Consider the following 22,004-nt stretch of genomic DNA (forward strand, 5'->3'; position numbering starts at 1 on the left):
AATTTCTCTAAGCTTTTTGCTCAGACTGGATTTTCTGTGCCCTGACTTTTCCTTTTAATTTTGCCGAGAAAACATTTGAAATATTGCTTTGAGGGCTTTTAACGATTTATTCACTTAATCTTTAAAAGAGATGCTAACGCAAAATCTAGGCTATCCGCGAATTGGTAGCCACCGCGAATTAAAGAAAATCTGCGAAAACTATTGGGCAGGTAAAACGGGGTACAAAAATGTACTTCAGGTAGGAAAAAACATCCGCCACGAAAATTGGAAACTTCAACAGCAAGCAGGAGTTGATATTATTCCTTCTAATGATTTTTCATTTTACGATCATGTTTTAGACCATTCATTAACTTTTGGCGCAATTCCGAAGCGATACAATGAGGTTATCCTCAAAAAGGGAAACTCCGAACTCGATTTGTACTTCGCAATGGCCAGAGGTTACCAAAAAGATGGCCTGGATGTAGTAGCCATGGAAATGACAAAATGGTTCGATACCAATTATCACTACATCGTTCCGGAATTCTACAAAGATCAGCCATTTAAGTTATTTTCAACTAAAATAATTGATGAGTTTTATGAGGCCAAGCAACTTGGCATCATCACCAAACCTGTTCTAATCGGCCCAATTTCATATCTTTTATTAGGCAAAGAAAAAGAAGCAGGTTTTGAAAAAATTGATCTGATTAAAAATCTTCTTCCGGTTTACCTGGATATTTTAACAAGATTAGTCTCACTCGACGTGGAATATGTGCAGTTTGATGAGCCATTTTTGACTTTAGGTTTGTCTGAAAAAGAGCAAAAAGCCTACGAATATGCCTATAAAGAAATCAAAAAAGCATTTCCAAAGCTAAAAATTGTTCTGGCAACTTATTTTGAAGGGCTAGATAACAACTTGGATTTGGTGGCATCGCTTCCCATGAATGTGCTACATATCGATTTGGTTCGTGCTGAGGGACAACTGGCGGGAGTTTTGAGCAAATTAAATGAAAAAACTGTCCTATCGCTAGGTTTAGTTGATGGCCGGAATATCTGGAAAAATGATTACGACCATTCGCTATCACTTATTAACCATGCCCTACAAAAACTGGGAGAAGATCGCGTTTGGATTGCACCTTCCTGCTCTCTAATTCATTGTCCGGTTGATCTCGAAAATGAAACCGATGATAAACATTTATCTCCAGAAATTAAACAATGGCTAGCCTACGCCAGGCAGAAAGTTGCTGAAGTGGTTACATTAAAAAAGCTGATTACGAACGAAAGCCCTGCATCTACCACGCAAAAACTTGAAGAGAATAAAAAAGCTTTAAGCAACAGAAAAACATCAAAATTAATTCATAACTCCATTGTTAAAGAACGTGTTGCGAACTTAAAAGATAGCGATGCAGAAAGGTTGAGCCCATTTTATCTGAGAAAAGTAAAGCAACAATCGCTGAATTTGCCACGCTTTGCAACCACGACCATTGGATCTTTTCCGCAAACCACAGAAGTGAGAAGCTGGCGGGCAAAATTTAAAAATGGCACATACTCACAAGAGGAATATGATACCTTAATTGCCGAAGAAACCGCAAAAGCGGTAAAGTGGCAGGAAGACATTGACCTGGACGTATTGGTTCATGGTGAATTTGAGCGAAACGATATGGTTGAATACTTCGGTGAGCAATTGGATGGCTTTGCTTTCTCCAAAAATGGCTGGGTGCAGAGTTATGGATCACGTTGTGTGAAACCTCCAATTATTTATGGAGATGTTTCCCGCCCGCACCCTATGACTGTAAAATGGACTGCCTATGCGCAATCGCTAACTTCAAAATATATGAAAGGCATGTTAACAGGCCCGGTTACCATTTTACAATGGTCTTTTGTGCGTAACGATCAGCCTCGCTCGTTAACCTGTACACAAATCGCTTTAGCCATCCGTGATGAAGTTTCAGATTTAGAAAAAGCAGGAATCAAAATCATTCAAATCGATGAGCCTGCCATAAGAGAAGGTTTGCCTTTGCGCAAAACGGAATGGCAGCATTATTTAAACTGGGCAGTAAAAGCCTTCAGAATCTCGGCCAGCAGCGTGAAAGATGAAACGCAAATCCACACCCATATGTGTTATTCAGAGTTTAATGATATCATTCAGAACATTGCTGATATGGACGCCGATGTGATTACGATTGAGACTTCGCGTTCGCAAATGGAGCTGCTGGATGCCTTTGCCAACTTCCAATATCCTAATGAAATTGGTCCGGGTGTTTATGATATCCACTCTCCCCGTGTACCTAAAAGGGAAGAAATGGTTCATCTGTTAACGAAAGCAAAAGCAGTTATTCCGTCAGATCAGCTTTGGGTTAATCCAGACTGTGGACTAAAAACTCGTGGCTGGGACGAAACCAAAAAAGCTTTAATCGAAATGGTTGAAGCGGCGAAAGAAATGCGCAAAACAGAAGAAGTTTTAGTTACTGAGCCTGAGATAAATTAATACTTTTGCCACGGAAGTGCGGAAATGATGGAAAAGAAGATGTAATCATTTTCATTTTGTATTCCTGTTTCCGTGGCAATATTTATAAAACCAATCATGACCCTAGAAGAAAGAATTGAATACTCTAAAACCAGCATTTTTAAAGCTGTGTTTCCAAATACTACCAATCATTATGATACGCTTTTTGGCGGTACCGCTATGCATTTGATGGATGAAGTTGCTTTTATCACTGCCACCCGTTTTAGTCGTCAAATTATGGTAACGGTGAGTAGCGACCGGATCGATTTTAAAAAGCCCATCCCCGCAGGAACCATTGTTGAGCTCATAGGTAAGGTAAACCACGTTGGAAATACGAGCTTAAAAGTAAATGTGGAGATTTATATCGAACAGATGTATGCCGAAGGAAGAGAGTTAGCGGTACACGGTGATTTTACTTTTGTTGCCATTGATGAAAACAAAAAACCGGTACAGGTGATAAAATAATGTTGTAACGTTTCGTTAAAAAGTTATAAAAATTAATATCGTTTATTCCTTAGTTTTGGTTCATGCAGCGTCAATATTCTGAAGAAGATTTTAAAAATATCGCAAAACAACTCAGTCGTCCGGAAGGCGAATATGGAATTAAAACTGGCGAAACCATGAATGCCAGTAATATTGGAATGACTAATTCCGCTATTGAGGCTTTGAATCTCCGCGATGGAGATAACATTCTTGAAATTGGACATGGCAATGGCGGGCATATTGCAGATTTGTTGAGTAAGGCTGAAAATTTGAAGTATTCTGGTGCAGATATTTCGGAGACCATTATCGCTGAAGCGAAAAGATTGAATCAAGACTTTTTAACCAGTGAAATCGTAAATTTTCACTTGACCAATGGCATAGATTTGCCTTTTGCCGATAATCAGTTTGAAAAGATCTTTACAGTGAATACCATTTACTTTTGGGATCGTCCTCATCACTACATTAGTGAAATTGTTAGGGTATTAAAACCAGGTGGTAAGTTTGTGTTGTGCTTCGCTGATAAAACCTTCATGGAAAATCTACCTTTCACAAAATATGGCTTCACTCTTTATGAGATAGAAGCCGTGATTGATTTATTAAAGAACGCTGGCTTTAGTAACGGTACATTCGAAAAGAAAACGGAACAGATAAAAAGTAATGCAGGATTGATGGTTGAAAGAGATTATTATGTAGTGATTGCCTGTTGATAGGCAACCTACCTAAGTTATTAAACCCGATTGCAGCGGCATCCCCAAATTTTTTCTATTTGGGATATAGCGAAAAGCGGGACTAATGGCCGCCACGAGCATCAACCATTAATTTCCAAGAATTAATACAAAATCAAATACAAATAGGCGTAAACTACTGGTGCGGCTAACAATAATCCATCAAAACGATCGAGCAGGCCACCATGTCCGGGAAGTAAACCTCCGCTGTCTTTGGTATCCAAACTGCGTTTTAACATCGATTCTACTAAATCGCCTAAGGTACCGAAGCAAGCAATTAAAACCGCCATTCCTGCCCAAACCCACGCCTGGTTTTCTGTAAATAAAAATGATAACCCGAAAGATACTAAAACGGCAGTGAATACGCCACCAAAAAAACCTTCCCAACTCTTCTTCGGCGAATGACGTTCGAAAAGTTTGCGTTTACCATATTTTACTCCGAAGAGATAAGCGCCTGTATCATTTGCCCAAAGCATTAATAAAAATGCCAGTGGAAAGTGAAAGTTATACTCATGCCAGTTTTTTAAAAATCCCAGTGCATGGAAAAAGCAAAACGGAATGGTTACATACACAAAGCCAACAAATGTGTATGAAATATTGGCAAAGGGAATTTTATTCTTTTTATATAACTCAGTGATAAAAACCGAAAAGATTAAGGGAATACAAAGCAAGAGGTATTTAACATCGTATTGCAAATAATGTAAACCCGCTGCCATAAAAAATATTAACGCTCCCGCTGCCAAACCGATGTTTCTATGCGGGCGAATGCCAGAGTTTTTAATTAGTTTATAAAATTCGAATAGCGATAATACGCTTAAAATAAGGTAAAATATGGTAAAGGTGTAGCTCCCCAAAAAGATGGAACCCAACATCACGATGGTAAAAAAGAAAGCGGTTATTGCTCTGGTTTTCATTAAGGTTTGAAGTAAAAGGTGTAGGGTTTAAGGTAACGATGCTCCTTACTCAATTTCGTTTTCAACGATGTATTCTATGGCTTTATCGAAATCTGACTTGTTCACTAAAACATTTATCTCACCAATATTGTAAGCCGATAGTTGCTTATTAATCGTCACGGCAGGAATCCCCGCTTCCGTTAATCCCTGCTTTAATACCTCAGCAGCGAAGGTGTTGCTTGTGGTATATACTTTAATCCAGTTTTCGCTCACGTTCTGCGTTATCTTTAAAAAATTTAAACAAAGCTATGGTAATTATTGCACTAATTAAATAGCCATACCAGGGAAAACCAATTGGTTCATCTGCTTTATCTAATGGCATGTTATGTTTTTGCATGTAAAAGGCTGCACAAACTGCGTAAGCGTTGTTAATAAAGTGTGCAATCATGGCGTACCAAAGGCTTCCGCTATAAAAATACAAATAACCAAAACCAGCGCCCAAAAGCATGCGGGGAATAAAGCCATAAAACTGAACATGAATGGCGCTGAAAATAATGGCCGTTAACCATATTGCTAAATGCGGACTGTTAAATGCTTTGGTTAGCGAACGTTGAACACCTCCGCGAAACATGAGTTCTTCGCCAATAGCAGGCAGAAGAGCAATCATCACCAGGTTGACCACGAAATCAAGGTTACTCCGAACAGTAATCAGCGCTATAGTAAGCTTCATTGCAGCTTCCTCTTTTTCCTTCATCCATTGTTCAACACCTTTTAAAAAATCCGGAAGAACCATTTTCTGATTTATCAGCACCGTCCATTCCATAAATGGCATGCTTGCAATCATAATGATGACAACCAAAGAAACCAGCAGAAACTGAGGTTTACGAAAACTATAAAATACATTTACTTTCCTGCGTTCTGTCCACGCCAGTGCTAAAGGCGGTAGTATAAAAGTGCCTATTGAACTGAATATTTGAATAATTTTTAAACCATCAATATATTTTGGATCTCCAGACATGAGCAGGTCGAGATTACTCACCATGCCTAGGCCATAAATCATTAAAACGATTACAACTGCCAATAAACCAAATACAAAAGCTCCCGCTACTGCGTAAAATAAAAGTAAAAGTAATTGTAAGAAAGGATTGATTTCCTCCTTGTTAGGTGTTACAAAATTCATTATTTGTACCTTTGTATGTTTTTATTAATTGTTGAAGATAGAGAATGTCTGTAAAGATAGGAAATATAGATTTAGGCGAGTTCCCATTATTGCTTGCACCAATGGAGGATGTAAGTGATCCGCCTTTCCGTTATGTATGTAAACAAAACGGGGCAGATTTGATGTATACGGAATTTATTTCATCGGAGGGCTTGATTCGTGATGCGGCAAAAAGCTTGCAGAAACTAGATATTTTTGAATATGAAAGGCCAATTGGCATCCAGATTTTTGGTGGCGATATCGAGCACATGCGTGAAGCTTCTGAAATTGCATCAGCTGCAGGGCCAGATTTAGTGGATATTAATTATGGCTGTCCGGTTAAAAATGTGGTTTGTAAGGGTGCCGGTTCCAGCTTACTTCGCGACATTGATAAAATGGTTAAAATGACTGAAGCTGTGGTTAAAGCTTCGCATTTACCTGTTACGGTAAAAACCCGTTTAGGTTGGGATGATGATAGCAAAAACGTTTATGAAGTTGCCGAGCGTTTGCAGGATGTTGGCATTCAGGCGCTTACCATCCACGGCAGAACAAGAGCACAATTATACAAAGGGGAGGCCGACTGGAGTTTGATTCGCGAAATCAAACGCAATCCCCGTATTAAAATTCCAATTTTCGGAAACGGTGATGTTGATAGTCCGGAAAAGGCGGCGAACTGGCGCATGGAATATGAGGTTGATGGAATCATGATTGGCAGAGCCGCCATTGGTTACCCCTGGATTTTTCGTGAAGTAAAACACTTCTTCAAAACCGGCGAACATTTACCTGGACCAACCATTGAAGAACGAATTGACGTTTGCCGTACCCATTTGGATAAGTCATTGGAATGGAAAGGTCCAAAAACCGGAATTTTTGAAATGAGAAGGCATTATGCTAACTATTTTAAGGGTTTGCCTGATTTTAAACCATATCGCATGCGCCTGGTTGCAGAACCAGATATCAATAACATTTACAGTATTTTAGAAGAAGTGGCAGAGAAGTTTGCCAACTATGACGCCACAAAAGTACTGGCGTGATTTTTGAATTGATTTTTTTACATTCGTTACAACCATGGTTACAGCAATTACAGACGGTGTTAAAGTTTCGGTAGAAACTGTTTACCAACCAGAATACTCCAATCCGGTTAATGAACATTTTATGTTTGCTTATCGTGTAGAAATTTCAAATTTATCTGACTATGCTGTTCAGCTGATGCGTCGCCAATGGTTTATTTTCGATTCTAACAGTAGTCGGAGAGAAGTAGAGGGAGAGGGCGTTGTTGGTCTTCAACCTATTATTCAGCCAGGAGAAACACATGTTTACGTTTCAGGATGTAACCTAAAAACAGATATGGGTAGCATGAGAGGAATGTATTTAATGAAACGTTTAATGGATGAATCGGAGTTTGATGTAGATATTCCGGAGTTTCAGTTGGTGGCGCCGTATAAATTAAATTAATTCCTTCTTCATTTATAATTTCTTACTGATTGCCTCAGATAAGACACGTAGATCTAAAATGATTTCTATCGTTTAAAATCGATCTTGAAAAAGAATTAATAAAACTTCGAATCCTCATTTTGATCTAAGCAGAAAATTAAAGATAGTTCAACAAAAAAGCGGCTAGGAATTTCCTAAACCGCTTTTGTTTTTCATAGATAATATCTTAATTTAATCTCTGCCTCTTCCAAAAAGCATCGAAGCATAATAAAGTAGATTTGCCAAGGCACCAACAGCAGCAACTACATAAGTCATCGCAGCCCACCATAAGGCATCTTTTGCTTGAGAATTTTCCTCTTGCGTTTGCATCACACCTGGATTGTTCTTTAACCAAGCCAGTGCTCTGTTACTCGCATCAAACTCAACTGGTAAGGTAATGATGCTAAATATGGTAACCAAAGCTAATCCGACAACACCGATAGCCAAAACGATTGGCGTTACAGAGAAAACCAATAACATTACCCCTAACAGCAATACCCATTGCAACAGGTTTGATGATATGCTTACTACAGGTACCATCGTACTACGTAGGTTGAGCCACGAATAAGATTTCGCGTGTTGTACGGCATGCCCACATTCATGTGCGGCAACTGCGGCAGCGGCTACACTACGACTGTAATACACGTCGGTACTTAAATTTACGGTTCTATCTGATGGATTGTAGTGATCGGTTAATTGTCCTTCGGTGCTCATCACTTTCACATCGTATATTCCGTTATCATGTAGCATTCTTTCTGCTACCTCTTTGCCCGATAAACCTGAGCTGAGTTGCATTTCTGCATATCTAGAAAACTTGTTTCTAAAACGCCACTGCACAAACATGCTCAGCAATAATACCGGGATGATTATGACTAAATAAACTCCCATTTCTTTTCTGTATGTTTTTCAATTTGACTTATATCAAAAAGCGTTCCCATAATATTTGGTGTTCATTTTATCTTACATTTATAGCATGGATAATAATATTTCTTATTGGGAGAAAAGCAGTTTTTTCAATTATGATGTTATCGTGGTGGGCAGCGGCATTGTTGGTCTAAGTGCTGCTATTCACCTAAGAAAGTCTTTTCCAAATTTGAATGTTGCCATTTTGGAAAGTGGATTTTTACCTTCAGGCGCCAGCACTAAAAATGCAGGTTTTGCATGCTTCGGCAGCGTTTCTGAACTGATCGAACAGGAAAAAAACACCAATCCAGATGGCCTATATCGCATCATTGAAAGGCGCTGGAGAGGCCTACTCAAACTCAGGAAATTGCTAGGCGATAAGACTATAGATTATCAGCCTTTAGGAGGATATGAATTATTTAAGGATGAGGATGTTGATCTGCTTAATCGTTGTGTATCGAAAATTGAACATTTCAATTATCTGATTAAAAATATTGTAGGGGAAGATGCCTTTTCTTTAAGTGATGATAAAATTAATTTGTTTGGTTTTGGAAGGATTAACCACATGATCTCCAACCAATACGAAGCACAGATTGATACCGGAAAGATGATGTTTGCCTTAATTCGATATGCGCAATCGATAGGGACTACTATTCTAAACAACTGCTCCGTAAACCATATAAACCGGTCAAACCAAATTACTGTATCCACCAATCAAGGTCAGTTCACTTGCAAAAAGTTAATTTTAGCAACGAATGCTTACATCAAAAAATTAATTCCATCGATTACTATCGAACCAGGAAGAGGGCAGGTTATCATCACAAAACCTATTAAGAACCTAAAAGCCGCAGGTACTTTCCATTACGATAAGGGTTACTATTATTTTAGAAACATCAATAACCGAATTTTATTAGGTGGAGGAAGAAATATCGATTTTGAGGTAGAAAAAACTACCGAATTCGGCCAGACTGCATCTGTTCAGTCGGCTTTAGAAAATTTACTTAAAACCGTGATTTTGCCAAACCAAAAATTCGAGATCGATTTGAGATGGAGCGGAATTATGGCCTTTGGCAATACACTAGAACCATTAATTGCTGAAGTGGAGCATGATATTTTCTGCGCTACCAGGTGCAATGGCATGGGGATAGCAATAGGTTCGCAAAGTGGCGAAGATGTTGCAGAACTCGTTATTAAATCCGGCCTTTAATTAAGTGCAGTGCTCATCTTTTTAACTTTCTCCGAATAACTTTCATTTGGTACGATCCAGCGGGTAACCTCATTCTCCCATTGTTTCAGTTTTTCCTTGTTCATTAGTTTATAATACTGAAAGGCAATATTAAAAGCCATATCTGCTTTTGCAGTTTCATCAATGCATTCTTTGATGGCATAATAATACATTTCTTCTGCTTGTTTTAACTGGTTTGAATTGGTTTGCTTAAACACAAGCGACTTATACAATTCACAATTGGTTTGTCTTCCCTCAGAAACATCAGCCAATGCTTCTCCTAAATATAAATTGGCCAATACTTCTTGTTTTTGGCCATTATAGGCCCAGAAGAACTCCCGATCTAAGCCCGGATAGTTTCGGTCTTTGCTTCGAGCTTGTTTCAAAAACTTTAGCGCTTTTTTAGCATCGCCCCACCTATTGTAAGTGCTGCCCCACCTAAATAAGCGATCCGCATTTTGATCATCTGTCCGGAATCGGCTAAGCCAGTCTGGTTTGGCCAGGACTTTTAATTCCGCTAGCCGGCTAGCGGGAATTTCTGCTACCACAACTTTATTAGGCGCCAACCTTAACTTCATATTCTTATTCTTTCTAGCTATGTACCTGGATAGACTATCAATTCGAAAAGTACCCTCCAGGTTAAATGTCAAGCCCGCAGAATTATCAAGGTAAATAAAACCAAAGTAGTAATGTATTGAATCTTCAGCCTTTACCGCAACCCATTTATCTTCACAATCGATTAGAAGTTTATCAAATTTTAGGTCAGTTTGGGCCTTTACTCCAATTGAGCAGAGCACAAGAAGGCAAAATAGCAGTTTCATAAAAGGAAATTTGTGTGTTACTTAAAGATAACAGTTTTATTTCCACTAACAAAAACCCGATCTTCAAAAATTAACTCCAATGCTTCTAAAAGCACCTTTTTTTCAATTTCTTTTCCTGCTCTAACCATTTCTTTCACGCCAAAATTATGATCAATGTGTGTGGTATGCTGGGTAATAATAGGCCCTTCATCTAAATGATCTGTAACAAAATGGGCCGTTGCGCCGATGATTTTCACGCCTCTTTCAAATGCCTGGCGGTAAGGATTTGCACCAATAAATGCAGGCAAGAATGAATGATGGATATTAATTACCTTTCCTTCATAATCTTTAACAAATTCTGCCGATAGAATGCGCATAAATTTGGCCAGCACCAGGTAATTTAAATCAAACTGATTCAATATTGCTTTAATTTCTTTTTCAAATTGAGTTTTATCCTTGCCGTTATGATCGACGTAAAAATAAGGAATGCCCAGTTTTTCAGTAAAATCGCGAAGCGATTCATAGTTGCCAATTACGCATTTAACATTTGCACCAAGCGTTTTAAATTGGTTTTTGATTAAAATCTCTGCCAGGCAATGGTATTCTTTAGTAACCAAAACCGCAATTTGTTTTTCTTGCTGACCAATTACTTTGACCTCCGCTTCGGGTGGTAACGATTCTAAAAGTTTCTGCTCCAGACGGATTTTATTCTCTAAATTACCGGTACAGGCTATGCGGGTAAAAAATGCTTTGTTTGCTTCATCAACAAATTCTCGCATGGCTATGATATTCAGTTGATGAGCCGCTAATACGCTGGTGATGTTAGTAACAAGGCCGACTTGATCCGGACAGGAAATGAGGATGGTTAATTCGTTCATTAATCATAATTTATACCCAATGATAAGAAATTCATCGACAGAATTTTATCAGCGTATAATATTTATTAACTGATGAGCCATTTTTACTTCTAAAATTCAGAAATTATAAACAGCTGTTGTCATGATAAAATTAATCATAGCAAAATATTTTGGTAAAGCTGTTTTAAATTTCGATTTTTACTAAAATTTTTATCATTATGGAAATTGCCGCAATTGGGCTTCTCGTTATCATACTACTGGTTTTAGTTCTCTTATTCTTCAAAAAACCGCAGACTGCCGTAAATATTATTTCTATTGATGAATTTGAAAGAATTAAAGCAGATAACGATGCGTTGAAAATAGCTTTAGCCAAAGCTGATGAACGCGTTTCCAATCTCGGTACAGAAAAAGATCATATCACCATCCTATTAAAACAAGAACAGCAACGTTTAATTGAGGAGTTGCAGGCTGAACGCGATCGTTTGGCTGATGCTAACCGCGAGTTGGAAAGTACGCGGTCTTTTTACCTGGCCGAAAAGGAAAAACTCGCGGAACAAAAACTAAGCTATGAACAATCTCAAGAGAAACTTAATAAAGATTTCGAACTGATTGCCAATAAAATACTCGAAGAAAAATCATCGAAATTTATCGAACAGAATAGAACCAACCTCGATATTATTTTGAATCCTTTAAAAGAAAACATCAAAGCTTTTGAAGATAAGGTAGAAAAGGTTTACAAGGCAGAATCTGATGAGCGCAACATATTGAAAGGGGTAATCTCTGAATTACAGATCCAAAGTAAAATGATTCAGGAAGATGCTAATAACTTAACCAAAGCGTTGAAAGGCGACAATAAACGTCAGGGAAATTGGGGCGAAGTGATTTTAGAAAAGGTTTTAGAACGTTCTGGTCTGGTTAAAGATCAGGAGTATCGCATTCAGGCTTCGCATACATCCGCCGAAGGCGGACGATACCAGCCGGATGTAGTCATCGATTTACCAGATGATAAACATCTTGTGGTTGATGCTAAGGTGAGTTTGGTTGCCTATGAACGTTCTGTATCAGCAGAAACAGAAGAAGAGCGTGAGGGCTACGTAAAAGCGCATCTGGCTTCTATTAAAAACCATATTCAGGAACTGTCTTCAAAAAATTACCAGGATTTATATAAAATCAATTCTCCAGACTTTGTTTTGTTGTTCGTTCCAATCGAGTCTTCTTTTAGTATTGCGGTGCAGAAAGATGCAGAGCTATTTAATTTTGCATGGGATAGGCGGGTAGTGATTGTGAGTCCATCGACTTTGTTGGCTACCTTACGCACCATTGCCAGCATGTGGAAACAGGAAAGGCAAAATAGGAACGTTATGGAAATTGCCCGTTTAAGCGGTGCGATGTACGATAAGTTTGTGGGTTTTGTGGCCGATATGGAAAACATCGGTAAACACATTAAAAACGGTCAGGATGCTTATGATAAAGCCCTAAATAAATTGTCTGTTGGTTCGGGCAATCTGACCAATACTTCAGAGAAAATTAAAAGGTTAGGTGCCAAAGCTACCAAGCAAATCGATATGAAATATTTGGATGGAGAATAGATTATTATCGGTTGGTTAGGAAACCCATCGATAGCGAAGGGAGAAATTTCCTCATTTCGAGGCACGAAACAATCCTACAACGATGGATTATAATACCCAAGCATTAAGATTGCTTCTTGCCCCGCAATGACGCATACACTTATATCTACTTATTAAAAGCGTTCCATCCTTGTGCTTTCAATTCATGAACATTATTAGATTTGGAAACCATTTTACAGCCGGAATTTTTATCTGTTACATGGCCAATGACGGTAATATCCACATCATGCTTTAGCTTCTTGTAATCATCCTGGCTGATGGTAAACAATAATTCATAATCCTCGCCACCACTTAAGGCACAAACCGTTGGATCTATTCCTAATTCACGGGCGGTTTCATAAGTCATCGGATCTAAAGGAATCTTCTCTTCATAAATGGTAATTCCTTTATCAGATTGTTCGGCCAAATGCAAAATTTCAGAAGCTAAACCATCAGAAACATCAATCATTGAAGTAGGTTTGATGTCCATTTCTTCGAGCAGTGCCACAATGTCCATGCGTGCTTCAGGCTTCAGTTGCCTTTCGATGATGTAATCTTTACCTTCTAAATCTGGCTGGATTTGTGGATTTTCAAGATAGATCAACTTTTCTCTTTCCAGAATCTGTAGACCAACATAGGCACCTCCTAAATCGCCGGATACGCACAGTAAATCATGTTCTTGCGCACCATTCCTGTAAGTTACTTTATCAGCATCAGCGTAACCAATACTGGTGATGCTAATTACTAAACCTTGTTTGCTGGATGATGTATCGCCGCCAATTAAATCGATATTGAATTTATTACATGCCAACTCAATTCCTTTATAAATCTCTTCAACAGCTTCTAACGGAAATTTGCTGGATAAACCCAATGAAACCGTAATCTGGCTCGCTTTTCCATTCATGGCATAAATATCACTCAGATTCACCTGAACCGCCTTATAACCTAAATGCATTAGAGGTACATACGCCAAATCAAAATGGATACCTTCTAAAAGTAAATCAGTTGAAATGAGGGTTTGTTTGCCTTTTGCATCCAAAACCGCTGCATCGTCACCAACACCTTTTACCGAGTAATCATTCCTGATTTTAAAATTAGATGTCAGGTGTTTGATTAATCCAAATTCACCTAATTCGTTGATATTTGTACGCTCTTTATTTTCAAACATATGCTTATTTCTTTTTGTAATAAAGGGGCGAAGCCCCGATTTTTTTTTAATTTATCTTCTCATTCTGAGGACCAAAGAATCTGCCCTTTAAAAAGCAATAGCTATTCATTTTTCGCAGATTCCTATGTCATCAGGATGACAAAATCTTACTTTCCATCCAATTTTTACCTTCAGTAAAACGGGCAATCAACATCGCAGAAACATTATCGCCAGTAGCATTTAAAAGCGTCGCCATTGGGTCAACCAAGGTACCAATAATCATAGCTGGTGGTAATGCTTCTGGTGGTAACTGGTATGCAGATATCATTAATAATTCTCCGATATATCCTCCATTCGGTATTCCACCTTCCACAATGCTCACTAAAACGGTTATCCCTAAAGCCAGAATAATCGTATCAACATGCACCAAATCTTTTCCAAAAATAGCAAATACAACCGCTATCTTAATAATTGAACTGATACTTGAACCATCTTTATGTAATGTTGATCCTAATGGAATGGTTACGTTGGTAATATAGGCCGGAACGCCCATTTTCAATGTTCCCTCTAAATTTGCAGGAATAGTAGCAATGCTACTACACGTTCCTATGGATGTTAAAGATGGAACAATATTATTTTTCCAGAATACTTTGATGGCTTTAAAGCCACCTGCTATAAAGGCATATAAGGTAAAAAATACAATGAAGTAGAAGGCTCCAACTCCGTAATATAAGCCTAATGCTTTGGCATAAGTTCCAAATAATTGCGGGCCAAAAACACCAACCTGGTAAGCGAAATAAGCACCTAAACCAATCGGACCAAGTTTCATAATTAAGATGATGAGCTTTTTCATCACTTCATTACCCGAAACCAAAAAATTCTTAAATCCCTCTCCTTCTTTATTGGAATATAAAGTAGAAAATCCGACCAGCACAGAGAAAATAATTAGCGCAAGCATATTTTTTCTGCTCCCAATTTCAAAGAATTCGCCAACTGTTAAAAGTTGCGTCATTTGTTCTCCGAACGATTGAATTTTTTCAGTTTCTGTAGGGATAGGATTATTGCCAAGCGCCTGGTGAATAGGGAAAAGCCAGGTAGCAACCAGGGTTAACACCGCAGAAATTAATACAGTAGAAAGAAAAACCAAAACCATTATTGTCAATAGTCTTCCTAATTTTTTCGTTCGATCGATATTTGCAATAGCAGAAGAAACTGCAAAGAATACCAATGGAATTACTGCTGTAAACAATAAATTTAGAAAAATATCGCCTAGAGGCTTAATACTTTCCACACGCTTTCCAAAAATTAAACCTACAATGCTACCTGCCGTAATACCTGCTAATAGCCAAAGTAAACCCGAATAATTTTTAAGAATGCTGTTTTTCATTGTCTTAAATTTTAGCCATTTCCATTATTCAAAATCCAGTCAATTTCTCTATCGCAACCCGTGATTTTATCGTTTAAAGATGACGTGATTTCCACATCAGGAAAAATTCCTCTACCCACAACATCACTTTTAGCATTAGGCGACATTTTGTATAAGCCAAATCGTATGGCCAATTTTGAATTTTTAAGCTTTACCACAGGTAGATTACCGGCTACACATTGGTTAAAACCACCACCTGTCTCTTCTCCAATAAAGGTTGCCCTATTAATTCCTTTTAAATTTGCACTTAGTAAAGAAGCTGCAGAAAAGGTATATCCATCAATTAAAACATAAAGTTTACCTTTAAAATTTTTAGGGTTTGCCGAAAGCGGATAAATTCCTTTCATAAACGAATAAAGATCGCCGTTTTTATCCTGCCTTACATAATCTCTATCATCGTGTCCGTTGATGAAATACATAAACCTCTGCCATTTATTCCCATATTTACGGTAATCGTATTGACCATTGGTTAACGATTTTTGTAAATAAATAAAATCTTTATCTGTTAAATAGGAAAAAAGATTTCTGCTATGTTCCAGTGATCCTCCACCATTGCCACGTAAATCGATAACTAAATGATCAGTGCCTACTTTTGCAATACTATCAAATACTTGTTTATAAAAACGACTATAATCAGCACCAACAATGGAGAAACTTTGAATTTTAAGATAACCATAGTTACGTTTTTCATCCAAAAACCTAAAATCCATTTGTGCTTTTCCATCTTTATATTGGCCTACATATTTTGGATATCTTGCTTGCTTAGACTTAATCTGATTTTTTGAGGTATCTGCTTTACTCTTCTTTAATGTAGTAATATAAGTTTCTCCTATACTGTCTTTTGCAGTTCTGAACTGAAAGTTTACGCTATCTTTTATTTGATAATAAATTTTAAAATATTGAGCAAAATTTCTTTCCAGAGATCTGCTATTATGGGTTGTATTATACCCGTCAGAACTGATTAATTTATAGAAATCATTCAAGATTGATTGTGTGTCAATGCCTTCTATTGCTACAATTTCAGTACCTGGCCTGATAGATTTATTCTCGCTTTTGCTCTCCAATACATAAAGTTTACCGTTGTTAACGCTATAGGTGAATTGATTTATAGGAAATGTTTTTTTACTCAAATCCTTCAATTCCTCTTTCTTATATTGAATAGCGGGAAACTTTACAGACGTATGCCCACATTTTATTGCAGCTACAACCGGCGTTAATTTTTTATAAAATTCTGCACTGGTTAAAGGCTCAACAATCGAATTTTTTAAACTGTCGAACTTGTAATCTAATTTTTGTTTAGAGATATACCAATACAAACCTGGATGACCATCTTTAAGCAGCGTATAAGTAAAGTCAACATCCTTTTTTAAATCAGCAACAGCATGTTTATCTGTTGTGATTGAAGCATTATACTTACTTATTTTATCGACTGACTTACAGGCAAAACAAAAAGTAATAATGGAGAGAAAAAATATTTTTTTAAGCACGTTAATTTTGTTGTTTACAGTCCTAGTTCTGCTGAAATATCAAGCATTCTTTGAATTGGTTTACGAGCCTGCTCTATAATATGCTCAGGAACAGTTACTTCAGGCAATCCATTTTTAAGACATAAATATAGTTTTTCTAAAGTATTTCGCTTCATGTACGGACAATCGTTACAAGCGCAACTGTTGTTTGGTGGCGCAGGAATAAAAGTTTTATCCGGACAGGCTTTCTCCATTTGGTGAATAATTCCACTTTCAGTGGCTACAATAAATTCTGTAGCAGGATTCGAGATAGAATATTTTAATAAACCAGTTGTAGAACCAATATAATCGGCCATTTGAAGTACAGCTTCTTCACATTCAGGGTGAGCAATAAACTTCGCATTAGGATGGCGTTCTTTCAATTTGGTAATTTTCTCTTTCGAAAAAATCTCATGAACCATACAGGCACCATTCCACAGCACCAAATCTCTACCTGTTTTTTTTGCCACCCAGGCACCCAGGTTTCTATCCGGACCGAAAATTATTTTCTGGTCCTTTGGTAAGCTCTCTACAATTTGTACGGCATTTGTTGAGGTACAAACGATATCACTTAAAGCCTTCAATTCGGCTGTGCAATTCACATAAGTGATTACCAAATGATCTGGATATTTTTCTTTAAACTTTTTGAACAAATGAGGCGGACAACTATCAGCTAAGGAACAACCTGCCTTTACATCTGGTAATAAAACCTTTTTTGAAGGCGATAAAATCTTTGCCGTTTCAGCCATAAAATGCACACCTGCAAATACAATTACTTCAGCATCAGTTTTTGCAGCCTCTTGAGATAAACCTAAACTGTCACCAATATAGTCTGCAATATCTTGAATATCAGGTTCTTGATAATAATGCGCCAATATGATCGCATTTTTTTCTTTTTTTAATTTTTCAATTTCATCAAACAGATCCAATGTGGGATCTATCTCCTCATCTACGAAACCTTTTTTATTGATTTCTTCTAATACATCTATGTTCATTTTTAAATTTTCCTTTTTTGAATTTTGACGTTGGCCAAAGATAAAGCTTTCCACGTCTCAATAATTAATAAGTTATTTTAAATAAATAAATCTTGTTTGTTTATTAGTGTGTTAGTATTGTTGGCAAGTTTCGAAAAAAAGTTCTTTAATCTAAGTTGTTAATCGTTTACTAACATTTGGATTACATTTTTGTAATATGATAAGATTGATTTTCAGCACTATCGAAAAGTGACTTAAATTTTATCAATATTGGAATGTTAATTGTTTATAAGTGTGTGAAAAGTTAATTACTTGTACAAATGTGCTTAAAAATTGGGTAAAAGATTGTGGCAAATTGTCTTTTTAGAGTAGCTTTAAACATTCAAATTTATTTGTTAGTCTTATTTCTACATAAAGCTAACAGTTGTTCTATAGTTATCAACAGCGTTGATAAAGTAAATGTTTTTTAGATGAGAAAAGTAGATTTTCTGGTAATAGGTTCAGGTATAGCGGGTTTGAGTTTTGCATTGAAGGCTGCCAAATTTGGTAAGGTTTTAATCGTAACGAAGTCAAATGAAGATGAATCGAATACAAAATATGCACAAGGCGGTGTTGCCGTTGTGGTGGATAAGGATGATTCTTTTGAGAAACATATTCAGGATACGCTCATTGCCGGTGACGGATTATGCGATGAAAAAATTGTGGAAATCGTTGTAAAAGAGGGACCTCAGCGAATCCAGGAGATCATTGACTACGGTATAAATTTCGATAAAGACAACTCTGGATTTTACGATTTAGCAAAAGAGGGTGGCCATTCTGAACACCGTGTTTTGCATTATAAAGACATCACGGGTTATGAGATTGAGCGTGTATTATTAAAAGAAATTCACGAGAATCCGAACATAGAGATATTAACACACTACTTTGCACTTGAGTTAATTACACAACATCACCTGGGTGAGTTTGTGGATAAACGCACTGAAGATATCAACTGTTATGGGATATATGCCTTTAACACAGAGCTTAACGATGTGGAAAAGATTGTGGCAAACGTTACAGTTATGGCTTCTGGCGGTGCCGGACATGTGTATTCTGCTACAACAAACCCTGTAATTGCAACAGGAGATGGAATGGCAATGGTTTATCGTGCTAAGGGAAAAGTTAGAAATATGGAGTTTATTCAGTTCCATCCAACCGCTTTATACCATCCTGGAGAGTATCCCTCGTTCTTAATTTCAGAGGCAGTTAGAGGTTTTGGCGGTGTTCTTCGTCGTAAAAATGGCGAGGAATTTATGCATGAATACGATGAGCGTAAGTCGTTAGCACCTCGTGACATTGTAGCCAGAGCTGTAGATAACGAGATGAAAAAATCTGGTGATGATTTTGTTTATCTGGACATCACCATGCGTAAGAAAGCCGATATTTTGAAACATTTTCCTAATATATATGCGAAATGTTTATCTATCGGCATAGATATGACTAAAGATTATATACCGGTTACGCCGGCTTCTCATTACATGTGTGGAGGTATTATGGTTGATGAATATGGTCGATCATCGATTAAAAATTTATATGCATGCGGTGAGGTTTCTTCAACAGGCCTACATGGTGCCAATCGTTTGGCGTCCAACTCTTTATTAGAAGCTACCGTGTTCGCTCATCGCATTTATCAGGATGCAATTGAAAACTTTAAGAACAACGTAATTCCTGATAATATTCCTGAATGGAACGCTAAAGGTGTAACACAAAGTAATGAAGATGTTCTGGTAACACATAATCTGCGTGAGTTGCAAAAAGTTATGGGTGATTATGTTGGAATTGTTCGTTCTGATTTCAGGTTGGAAAGAGCACACAGAAGATTGTTTTTAATTTATCAGGAAACGGAAGAATTTTATAAAAATAATAAGGTTTCTGTTAAACTTTGTGAGTTACGTAACGTGATTCAAACCGCCTATTTAGTCATTAAATCAGCTATGCAACGTAAGGAAAGCAGAGGATTGCATTTCACTACTGATTACCCTGATCATGCAAAAGAATTGATTGATACTGTATTTTAGTTTGTTAGTTTTTAGAATAGTTAATCAATCTTAATAGGACAACAAAAAATAATTATAATATGCCTTTAATACTTCCAGTTCAAGATAAAGTTCCTCAAATAGGTACAGATAATTTTATTGCAGAAAATGCTACTATTGTAGGCGATGTGGTATTAGGTAACAATTGCTCCGTTTGGTTTAATGCGGTAATTAGAGGCGATGTAAACGCGATTACGATTGGAAATGAATCTAATATACAAGATGGTGCCGTAATTCATGCTACCTATTTAAAAGCATCAACACATATTGGTAATCGAGTTTCAGTTGGACATAATGCTATTGTACATGGTTGTACTGTCCAGGATAACGTTTTAATTGGTATGGGTGCTATTGTAATGGATCATGCAGTTGTAGAGGAATACTGTATCATCGCAGCGGGTGCAGTAGTGTTGGAAAATACAATATGCGAAACAGGATTTCTTTATGCTGGAACTCCTGCAAAAAAGATAAAGCCCATTACCGATGAGCAAAGGGCTTTATTAAATAAGTTACCGGATAATTATATCATGTATTCAGGGTGGTTCACCAACCCATAATTATTCGTTGGGAGGTGGAGGTATCGCTAATGGATCTTCCCGTTCCCAGTTTGGTTTAAGATCTAGTAATGCCTTCAGGTACCACACTTTTTCTGGTTGCGTACCCAGTTTAACATTTCCGGTATCCCAAATTTCGTTTCTATTCTCGTCATAAATTACACGGATCATATATTTTCCGGCAGGATAGTTTGCAAAACGTAATTTCGTATTTCCTTTAATCGGGAACGATTTTATGATATCTTTTTTCTCGGATAGAAATTGAACAATGTAATTTTTATTGGAATCTGGTACACTCACATTATACACCAGTGTGGTGTAACTGTCAGTAGTTTCAAGTTTAAAAGTTTTGTTTATTTCTTTGTTTTTGGCATTAAATATTGCTGTAAAAGTTCCCGCGGCAAACTTGATGTCGTATGTTCTTTTCTGCTTCCAGGGATATCGTAGGTAATACCTTAAAAAATCAGTGCTATCTTTTACCAGCTGGAATGTCGTTCTCTTTACTGAATCTTCTAATAGTGTGATTTTAGTCGCATCTGCTGAAGTGATTGGAAAGGGGAAGGTTAATGTATAGGTTTGAAAAGGATTTAACTTTCCGCTTCCTGCATTATCTGTGATGGTAACATCGCGTACATAAGTGTCCTTTCTACCTCGGTTAAAATTAAGGGTTTGTAAAATCTTTCCGTCCGACTGGATCGATACCTTAACAGAGTCAAATCCAAAGTCTGTAAGCCACACTTTCGCCGTATCATTCGTCTTGCTGAAATGTACATACTTGCCTACATCAAATTTTGGAGGATCAGTTACTGTAATTTTCGGATTTTTAAGTTGTTGATTGGATATTATAGTAATGATACCATCATTAGCCAATTTACGATCAAGAACCCTAAAATCTGAAGCAACTTCCTTAAAAACTTGCAGATTGATATTTTCAAGATTCTTATCTACTTTAATAGGATCCTTTAGAAAACCAACCTCATCTGATACCTGCTGATAGATTTTATCACCTCCACCACTACTTTCTTTAATTGCATAAATTTTGTACGAGCCTGCACGAAGATTATTTAACTTATAATTTCCGGAGCTATCTGTTAAGGTATAAATTGATGGTCGTTTCTTTCCAAAAAGTGTGTCACGTTCAATAGGAAAAATAAGTACCGTAACGTCTTTTTCCGCTTCATCATTAAGGGAGCTTTTAACATTTCCACTTATGGATAAAGAATCAATTTCGTTACCGGTTGAAAAGACGTATGAAAGATTTTTAACGACATTGCTTTCATTGATGTCTGCAACAGCCTTACCAAAATTTAGGGTATAGGTTGTATTTTTCTCCAGTGAATCCTGAAGTTCAATTTCCAGGCGTTTGGACCTCACTTTTAAAATAGGTGCTCGCTCTTGTTCCGGAGAAATACTAAACTCTTTGGATTCATCTACAAGTTTAAAATATTCGTCAAATTCTATCGTGATCTTTTTTGCATTAAAATTACGTGTTTGATTTTTTGGCGTCATGCTCAAAATTTTTGGTGGAGTAGTATCCTTCGGTCCACCTTGTGGCGTTTGCATACTTGCACAGCCAGAAAATAGGAGTGAAGTAACGACAACCAATAAATTTTTAAGGTCGAAATAATGAGCTTTTAAATTTGGCATATTTTAAGCGTTCTGACGAATTTTTACTGT

The 22,004-nt window shown here is 37.2% G+C and carries 20 protein-coding genes; 9 read left to right on the plus strand and 11 right to left on the minus strand.

Translation table 11 applies throughout. The annotated features are described in order from the left end of the window. Positions 1-130: 130 nt before the first annotated feature. From metE to EA772_RS05920, 3 genes are all read left to right on the plus strand, one after another. The gene (metE, locus tag EA772_RS05910; protein ID WP_124911810.1) at positions 131-2,464 is read left to right on the plus strand and encodes a 5-methyltetrahydropteroyltriglutamate--homocysteine S-methyltransferase; all 2,334 of its coding nucleotides are present in this window, start codon (positions 131-133) and stop codon (positions 2,462-2,464) included. Positions 2,465-2,560: 96 nt separating this feature from the next. Continuing rightward, complete coding sequence (locus tag EA772_RS05915) at positions 2,561-2,947, plus strand: acyl-CoA thioesterase (RefSeq protein WP_010599367.1); 387 nt, start codon at positions 2,561-2,563, stop codon at positions 2,945-2,947. Between the two features lie 62 nt (positions 2,948-3,009). After that, entirely contained in the window at positions 3,010-3,672 is a 663-nt protein-coding gene (locus EA772_RS05920; RefSeq protein ID WP_124911812.1) for a class I SAM-dependent methyltransferase, read from the plus strand. Positions 3,673-3,794: 122 nt separating this feature from the next. Here the strand turns inward: EA772_RS05920 and EA772_RS05925 are convergent, their stop codons facing one another. The 3 genes from EA772_RS05925 to EA772_RS05935 are packed head-to-tail and all read right to left on the minus strand — an operon-like array spanning position 3,795 to position 5,763. Then, complete coding sequence (locus EA772_RS05925; RefSeq protein ID WP_116168767.1) at positions 3,795-4,604, minus strand: phosphatidate cytidylyltransferase; 810 nt, start codon at positions 4,602-4,604, stop codon at positions 3,795-3,797. Positions 4,605-4,649: 45 nt separating this feature from the next. Beyond that, positions 4,650-4,856, minus strand: coding sequence for a putative signal transducing protein (locus EA772_RS05930; protein ID WP_010599364.1), 207 nt, complete (start codon positions 4,854-4,856; stop codon positions 4,650-4,652). Next, a complete protein-coding gene (locus tag EA772_RS05935) occupies positions 4,837-5,763 on the minus strand; it encodes a CPBP family intramembrane glutamic endopeptidase (protein ID WP_124911814.1) in 927 nt (308 codons plus the stop codon). Before EA772_RS05935 ends, EA772_RS05930 begins: the two co-directional genes overlap by 20 nt. Positions 5,764-5,807: 44 nt before the next feature. On the opposite strand from EA772_RS05935, the gene dusB reads away from it, so the two are divergent. Together dusB and apaG are read left to right on the plus strand one after the other, a co-directional pair. Beyond that, positions 5,808-6,815, plus strand: a complete 1,008-nt coding sequence (gene dusB / locus EA772_RS05940) for a tRNA dihydrouridine synthase DusB (protein WP_010599362.1) — start codon at positions 5,808-5,810, stop codon at positions 6,813-6,815. A 34-nt stretch (positions 6,816-6,849) separates the two neighbouring features. Continuing rightward, a complete protein-coding gene (apaG, locus tag EA772_RS05945; protein WP_029204051.1) occupies positions 6,850-7,236 on the plus strand; it encodes a Co2+/Mg2+ efflux protein ApaG in 387 nt (128 codons plus the stop codon). Positions 7,237-7,446: 210 nt separating this feature from the next. Here the strand turns inward: apaG and EA772_RS05950 are convergent, their stop codons facing one another. Continuing rightward, positions 7,447-8,142 (minus strand): zinc metallopeptidase, encoded by a 696-nt coding sequence (locus EA772_RS05950; protein ID WP_010599360.1) that lies wholly within the window; start codon positions 8,140-8,142, stop codon positions 7,447-7,449. An 85-nt stretch (positions 8,143-8,227) separates the two neighbouring features. On the opposite strand from EA772_RS05950, the gene EA772_RS05955 reads away from it, so the two are divergent. Then, positions 8,228-9,364 carry an FAD-binding oxidoreductase gene (locus EA772_RS05955; RefSeq protein WP_124911816.1) on the plus strand — a complete coding sequence of 379 codons (1,137 nt, stop codon included), beginning with the start codon at positions 8,228-8,230 and terminating at the stop codon, positions 9,362-9,364. Here the strand turns inward: EA772_RS05955 and EA772_RS05960 are convergent. Both EA772_RS05960 and purU read right to left on the minus strand, forming a co-directional pair. Next, the gene (locus tag EA772_RS05960) at positions 9,361-10,203 is read right to left on the minus strand and encodes a hypothetical protein (protein WP_124911818.1); all 843 of its coding nucleotides are present in this window, start codon (positions 10,201-10,203) and stop codon (positions 9,361-9,363) included. The genes EA772_RS05955 and EA772_RS05960 overlap by 4 nt on opposite strands. Positions 10,204-10,220: 17 nt before the next feature. Continuing rightward, on the minus strand, positions 10,221-11,060 hold the full coding sequence (purU, locus tag EA772_RS05965; protein WP_124911819.1) for a formyltetrahydrofolate deformylase: 840 nt from the start codon (positions 11,058-11,060) through the stop codon (positions 10,221-10,223). 197 nt (positions 11,061-11,257) lie between these two features. Between purU and rmuC the strand changes: the two genes are divergently transcribed. Then, the gene (gene rmuC, locus EA772_RS05970) at positions 11,258-12,628 is read left to right on the plus strand and encodes a DNA recombination protein RmuC (RefSeq protein WP_124911821.1); all 1,371 of its coding nucleotides are present in this window, start codon (positions 11,258-11,260) and stop codon (positions 12,626-12,628) included. Between the two features lie 145 nt (positions 12,629-12,773). Here rmuC and thiL read toward each other — a convergent pair whose 3' ends face one another. From thiL to nadA, 4 genes are all read right to left on the minus strand, one after another. Next, positions 12,774-13,814: a thiamine-phosphate kinase gene (gene thiL, locus EA772_RS05975; protein WP_124911823.1), complete on the minus strand. Its 1,041-nt coding sequence runs from the start codon at positions 13,812-13,814 to the stop codon at positions 12,774-12,776. Between the two features lie 130 nt (positions 13,815-13,944). Further along, positions 13,945-15,180 (minus strand): dicarboxylate/amino acid:cation symporter, encoded by a 1,236-nt coding sequence (locus EA772_RS05980; RefSeq protein WP_124911825.1) that lies wholly within the window; start codon positions 15,178-15,180, stop codon positions 13,945-13,947. Positions 15,181-15,191: 11 nt separating this feature from the next. Beyond that, positions 15,192-16,706, minus strand: a complete 1,515-nt coding sequence (locus EA772_RS05985) for a S41 family peptidase (protein ID WP_124911827.1) — start codon at positions 16,704-16,706, stop codon at positions 15,192-15,194. A 14-nt stretch (positions 16,707-16,720) separates the two neighbouring features. Beyond that, a complete protein-coding gene (gene nadA / locus EA772_RS05990; protein ID WP_256370019.1) occupies positions 16,721-17,761 on the minus strand; it encodes a quinolinate synthase NadA in 1,041 nt (346 codons plus the stop codon). A 407-nt stretch (positions 17,762-18,168) separates the two neighbouring features. Here nadA and nadB point away from each other — a divergent pair, with 407 nt between their 5' ends. Both nadB and EA772_RS06000 read left to right on the plus strand, forming a co-directional pair. Continuing rightward, complete coding sequence (nadB, locus tag EA772_RS05995) at positions 18,169-19,755, plus strand: L-aspartate oxidase (protein ID WP_010599352.1); 1,587 nt, start codon at positions 18,169-18,171, stop codon at positions 19,753-19,755. A gap of 59 nt (positions 19,756-19,814) precedes the next feature. Beyond that, positions 19,815-20,330 carry a gamma carbonic anhydrase family protein gene (locus EA772_RS06000; RefSeq protein ID WP_124911831.1) on the plus strand — a complete coding sequence of 172 codons (516 nt, stop codon included), beginning with the start codon at positions 19,815-19,817 and terminating at the stop codon, positions 20,328-20,330. Here EA772_RS06000 and EA772_RS06005 read toward each other — a convergent pair whose 3' ends face one another. Next, entirely contained in the window at positions 20,331-21,974 is a 1,644-nt protein-coding gene (locus EA772_RS06005; protein WP_124911833.1) for an Ig-like domain-containing protein, read from the minus strand. Between the last annotated feature and the right edge of the window lie 30 nt (positions 21,975-22,004).

Origin of the sequence: Pedobacter sp. G11, from assembly GCF_003860265.1 — a bacterium.
GTDB classification, from domain to species: domain Bacteria; phylum Bacteroidota; class Bacteroidia; order Sphingobacteriales; family Sphingobacteriaceae; genus Pedobacter; species Pedobacter agri.